The organism is Arcicella sp., assembly GCF_964672035.1.
Window position 1 is genome coordinate 1 of record NZ_CBABQS010000135.1, and the last position, 5,972, is coordinate 5,972.

At 36.5% G+C, this 5,972-nt stretch carries 4 protein-coding genes; all 4 read left to right on the forward strand.

Translation table 11 applies throughout. The annotated features are described in order from the left end of the window. A partial coding sequence (locus AC1W31_RS20075; protein WP_481736282.1) for a type I restriction-modification system subunit M occupies positions 1 to 1,002 on the forward strand: 1,002 nt, incomplete at its 5' end. A gap of 3 nt (positions 1,003 to 1,005) precedes the next feature. Then, positions 1,006 to 2,220: a restriction endonuclease subunit S gene (locus AC1W31_RS20080; protein ID WP_481736283.1), complete on the forward strand. Its 1,215-nt coding sequence runs from the start codon at positions 1,006 to 1,008 to the stop codon at positions 2,218 to 2,220. Positions 2,221 to 2,266: 46 nt separating this feature from the next. After that, entirely contained in the window at positions 2,267 to 2,713 is a 447-nt protein-coding gene (locus AC1W31_RS20085; RefSeq protein WP_481736284.1) for a PBECR3 domain-containing polyvalent protein, read from the forward strand. 251 nt (positions 2,714 to 2,964) lie between these two features. Continuing rightward, the gene (locus tag AC1W31_RS20090; protein ID WP_481736285.1) at positions 2,965 to 5,820 is read left to right on the forward strand and encodes a type I restriction endonuclease subunit R; all 2,856 of its coding nucleotides are present in this window, start codon (positions 2,965 to 2,967) and stop codon (positions 5,818 to 5,820) included. Positions 5,821 to 5,972: the final 152 nt, after the last annotated feature.

A 5,972-nucleotide genomic window follows, 5' to 3' on the forward strand; every position in this document is an offset into this window, starting at 1 on the left:
TATTTGATTGGACAGTTTGCCAGTGGTGCAGGTAAAAAAGCGGGTGAGTTTTACACGCCACAGGAAGTAAGTAAAATCCTTGCCAAGATTGTTACGACGGGCAAAACTAAGCTCCGTAGCGTATATGACCCTACGTGTGGTTCTGGTTCATTGTTGCTCCGTGTGGCCAAAGAAGTGGAAGAAGTTAATAACTTTTACGGTCAGGAAATGAACCGTACTACCTACAACTTGGCACGGATGAATATGATTCTGCACGGTGTCCATTATCGTAAGTTTGATATTAAGCAGGAAGATACCCTTGAGCATCCGCAACATATTGACCTCCAATTTGAAGCTATTGTAGCCAACCCTCCTTTTTCGGCTCAATGGAGTGCCAATCCTTTATTTACGAGTGACGACCGTTTTAGCCAATACGGTAAACTTGCCCCGAGTAGCAAAGCCGATTTTGCTTTTGTACAGCACATGATACACCATTTGGCAGAAAACGGAACAATGGCTCTGGTACTTCCGCACGGTGCTTTGTTTAGAGGTGGAGCAGAACAACATATCCGTAAATATTTGATTGAAAACCGTAATTTCTTGGATGCCGTGATTGGCTTACCTGCCAATATTTTCTACGGGACAAGTATTCCTACGTGTATTATGATATTTAAAAAATGCCGTGAAAACCCTGACGACGTTTTATTTATTGATGCCAGCAATGATTTTGAGAAAATTAAAACCCAAAATGTTTTACGGTTTGATGATATTGAAAAGATTATTGATACTTACCGCAACCGAACCGAAACCTTAAAATACAGCAAAAAAGCCAGTTTGGGAGAAATTGCCACCAACGATTACAACCTAAACATACCCCGTTATGTGGATACTTTTGAAGCCGAAGAAAGCATTAATATTAATGCCATTGCCGAGGAAATAAAAGCATTGGATTCTGATATGGTAACCTTAGATAACACCATTGCGGATTTTTGTAATGAACTTAACATTTCAACACCTTTTTAAACGATGGAAAAGCAAAATAATGTACCAAAATTGCGTTTCTCTGAATTTTCTGATAGTTGGGAGTTAAAGAAGTTGGGAGAAGTGGCAAAATTTTCAAAAGGTAAAGGAATTTCAAAAGCAGATATTTCCGAAAATGGAGACACTGAATGTATTCGGTATGGAGAACTTTATACAGTTTATAAAGAAACTATCAATGAAATAAAATCAAGAACCAATATTGATATTAAAGATTTGGTTTTAAGCGAAGCAAATGATGTAATTATTCCAGCTTCGGGCGAAACGCAAATTGATATTGCCACTGCATCTTGTGTACTAAAAAGTGGTATTGCATTAGGCGGTGATTTGAACATTATTAAAACAAGAAATAATGGCGTTTTTCTTTCTTATTTGTTGAACAGTGCTAAAAAGCAAGATATTGCAAATTTAGCACAGGGGGTTTCTGTTGTCCATTTATATTCAAGTCAATTGGCTACTTTAAAAATCTCCTTCCCCACTCTCCCTGAACAACAAAAAATAGACACTTTTTTAAGTACCATAGATAAAAAACTCCAAGCCTTAAAGAAAAAGAAAAGCCTTTTGGAAACCTATAAAAAAGGGGTAATGCAAAAGTTATTTTCGCAACAAATACGCTTTAAAGATGATGAGGGGAATGATTTTGAGGATTGGGAGGTGAAGAAGTTGGGAGTGACTTGTGAAATAATAGGTGGGGGAACTCCTGACACAATCAATCCAGAATATTGGAACGGAAACATACAATGGTTCACGCCAACAGAAATCAAATCAGATTATGTTTCAAAAAGCATTAGGACTTTAACCGAATTAGGGTTACAAAAATCATCCGCTAAAAAACTGCCAATTGGAACAATTTTGCTTACAACAAGAGCAACAATTGGAGAAGCCTCAATTGCACTTGAAGAATGTACGACAAATCAGGGTTTTCAATCTTTGATTGTCAAAGAAGGAATTAACAATTTATTTGTATTCAATTGGATTAAAGAAAACAAACATGAATTAACAACAAGGGCAAATGGTTCAACATTTCCAGAAATTAGCAAGACCGAAATTGAGAAAATACTAATACCAATTCCCTCCTTCCAAGAACAAACCAAAATCGCCAATTTTCTAACGGCAATTGATGAAAAGATAAATAAGGTTGATACACAAATTAAGCAAACGGAGCTTTGGAAGAAAGGATCATTGCAGCAGATGTTTGTGTAAGTGAAAAATTTAGGAGGATAAAATGAATATTTAAAAGCAATAGCTTATGACCATTGAAGAGCAAATTGAAGAACTTTTTGAACTAACCATTAACAATATTGAAAATGAATATAAAAGAATAGACTTGGGAATAGTGAGTAAAGAATTGGGTTTATTGATTAGCAACATGACCAATATAGATGTTACAGACTATGTTCTGACACTTGACACATACAGTATCAGTCACACGATGGAACGACATGGAAACCCGATAAAAGAGGCTAAATTAGGTCAAATTGCCGTTCAGAAACACCATTTTATTGAAATATTAGAGGTAATTCTAAATCCAGACAATGTTAGATATGATGTTAGAAATAACCGTGCATCACTAATTTTCGAGAAAGAAAAAGATGATAAATATTTTGTAGTAAAGGAAATCAGGCAAGTTCAGAAGTCGAGAAAGAAAAACAGGCTTGTTTTACAGACCTTCTACATAAAGAAAAAAACGCTTTGATTACTCGAAGCGTTTTTTATAAAACCGACGCTGAATGTCCTTATAGACGAAGTCCCTCGCTCAAACGTCCTAAACGTTTCGGTTACAATACAAAAATACAACTATTTTGAATTTTATCAAATTTGAGGAATAAGAAATTACTAATGTTTTACGATTGATTAATAAGAAAGTCGTTCCAGTGGCACGACAATTGATTTGGTCGCAAAGGGACAAAAGTTTAAATACACCATTCTAAAATCATCATCTTAATAATGGCAAAGCAATCCGAAGCAGTATTAGAAGAACAATTAATTGTCCAACTCCAAAAATTGGGCTATTCTTTTGTTTCCATCAAAGACGAAGCATCTTTAATTGAAAACCTCAAAAATCAATTAGAAAAGCACAATAGAATCAGTTTTACAAAAACCGAATTTGAGCGAGTTCTCAATATCCTCAACAAAGGCTCTATTTTTGAAAAATCTAAAACCCTTCGAGAAAAACAGCACATCATCCGAGACAATGGCGATAATCTCTATTTCGAGTTTATCAATACTGATTTTTGGTGTCAGAATCAATTTCAAGTTACCAACCAAGTCAGTCAGGAAGGCAAATACAAAAACCGCTACGATGTAACTATTCTAATTAACGGTTTGCCATTGGTGCAAATAGAACTCAAACGCAAAGGTTTAGAACTCAAAGAAGCCTTTAACCAAACCAACCGTTACCAACGCCATTCCTACGGCTCTGGTAGTGCTTTGTTTCAGTACATCCAGATATTTATCATCAGTAATGGCGTAAATACCAAATACTATTCCAACAACCGCAACCAGAGTTTCAAACAGACTTTTTACTGGACAGACTTTGAAAACAAGCGGCTCACCAATATTCTCAACGGCTTTACCGATTCGTTTTTAGAACCTTGTCATATCTCAAAAATGATATGCAAATACATTGTTCTCAACGAAGCCTACAAAATTCCGATGGTACTACGTCCGTACCAATATTATGCCGTAGAAGCACTCATTGACCGAGTGCAAAACTCCAATAAAAACGGCTACATTTGGCATACCACAGGCTCAGGCAAGACTTTAACGAGTTTCAAAACCAGTCAAATTTTAATGAATCTGCCACAAGTTCACAAAGTAGTTTTTGTGGTGGATAGGAAAGATTTAGACTACCAAACCACCAAAGAATTTAACAGTTTCAGCAAAGGCAGTATCGACGGCACGGACAACACCAAAGCACTCGTAAAACAGTTCACCGACGATACCAAACTGATAGTTACCACCATTCAAAAATTGAATACTGCCATTAGCAAACTCAAGTACGAGCAAGCAATGGCAGAACTGAAAGATAAACGCATCGTGTTTATCTTCGATGAATGCCACCGCAGTCAATTTGGTGACACCCACAAGCGAATCAAAGAGTTTTTTGGCAATAGTCAGATGTTTGGATTTACGGGTACGCCCATCTTTGCAGACAATTCTAACAAAAACGAATTGGGCAAACGTACCACCAAAGATTTATTTGAAGACTGTTTGCATAAATACGTCATTACCGATGCAATTAAGGACGAAAACGTACTAAAATTCTCCGTAGAATACGTAGGAAGGTACAAACACAAAGACGGTCGAGAAAGTAACATTGACATTGAGGTAGAAGACATTGACACGCAAGAGTTAATGGAAGACGGAAAGCGTTTAGATAAAATCACGGATTACATTATTGCTCATCACGGGCGTAAAACCCACAGTCGAGAGTTTACAGGAATGTTTTGCGTGGATAGTGTGAAGACTTTGATAAAATACTACGACCTTTTTAAACAAAAGAAGCAAGAAGGTAAACACAATTTAAACGTAGCCACAATTTTCAGTTATGCCGCCAACGAAGACGATGCCGATGCCAACGGATTTATTCCTGAAGAAGTATCGGTGGTCGAAGAGCCAAAAGCCCTTTATGGTTTGCAAGCGCACAGCCGAGAAAAATTAGACGAATTTATTGAAGACTATAATCAAATATTTGGCACGAAATTCAGCACCAGAGACAGCGAAAGTTTTTACAATTACTACAATGATATTTCCAAGAAAGTAAAAGAACGCAAAGTTGATATTTTGTTGGTGGTCAATATGTTCCTGACGGGTTTTGATAGTCCAAATCTAAACACTTTGTACGTTGATAAAAACTTAAAATATCATGGTCTAATTCAAGCGTTTTCAAGAACAAACCGAATATTAAACGAATTAAAATCACAGGGTAATATTGTCTCGTTCCGCAACCTAAAAACCCGTACAGACGAAGCTATTACGCTATTTAGTAACAAAGATGCCATAGAGGTTATCATTATGAAACCCTATGAAAACTACACGGAACAATTTGATAAAGCGTTTGATACGCTCGTAAGCATCACTCCCACCGTTGATAGTGTGAATGAGTTAGTAACGGAAGATGATGAATTGACATTTGTAAAAGCTTTCCGTGAGTTGATGCGAGTAAAAAACATCCTTGCCTCATTCTCTGACTTCAAATGGGAAGATTTGAACATGACTGAACAGTTATTTGAAGATTACAAAAGTAAATATCTTGACTTGCACGATAAAGTAAAAAGCGATAACTCGAAAGAAAAAGTTTCTATTTTGGACGACGTAGATTTTGAACTGGAGTTGATACACCGAGACGACATAAATGTTGCTTACATTATCCAACTTCTTATCATCTTAAAGTCTAAAACGCAGAAAGACACAACCAAAGCAGAGCAAGAAATAATGAATTTACTAAGCACGGAAACCACGTTGCGGAGTAAACGAGAATTGATTGAAAAATTCATCAAAGAAAACCTGCCAGACATCACCGACACAGGCGAAATCCAGCAAGAATTTGATAATTATTGGAGCGAAGAACAGAAAAAGGCTTTTGCCGACATTGTGGCTGAAGAAAACCTATCCGCAGCCAAGACCGAAAAACTCATTGAAGACTATCTTTTCGCAGAAAGGGAACCATTAAGAGATGAGATTATCGAACTCATTGACGGAGACAAACCAAGCCTACTACAACGCAAAAAATTAGGAGACAGAATTTTAAAACGCATTCTGGATTTTGTAGAGACGTTTATTAATGGGATGGTGGGGTAATAAAAAGCCTTCATACACAAGTATGGAGGCTTTTTGTTTTGAGCGATAGGCTAAATTTGTTCATATTTTCTTGTAAAAACATCGCCACCGAACCTATATTTTAACTAAAATTATACTAAGATTAGATTAAAAATTCAGTCATTTTCTGTTGC

Bases quoted from the DNA above. Each gene is read 5' to 3' on its own strand.
- AC1W31_RS20080 (WP_481736283.1), top strand. From the start codon at position 1,006: ATGGAAAAGCAAAATAATGTACCAAAATTGCGTTTCTCTGAATTTTCT.
- AC1W31_RS20085 (WP_481736284.1), top strand. From the start codon at position 2,267: ATGACCATTGAAGAGCAAATTGAAGAACTTTTTGAACTAACCATTAAC.
- AC1W31_RS20090 (WP_481736285.1), top strand. From the start codon at position 2,965: ATGGCAAAGCAATCCGAAGCAGTATTAGAAGAACAATTAATTGTCCAA.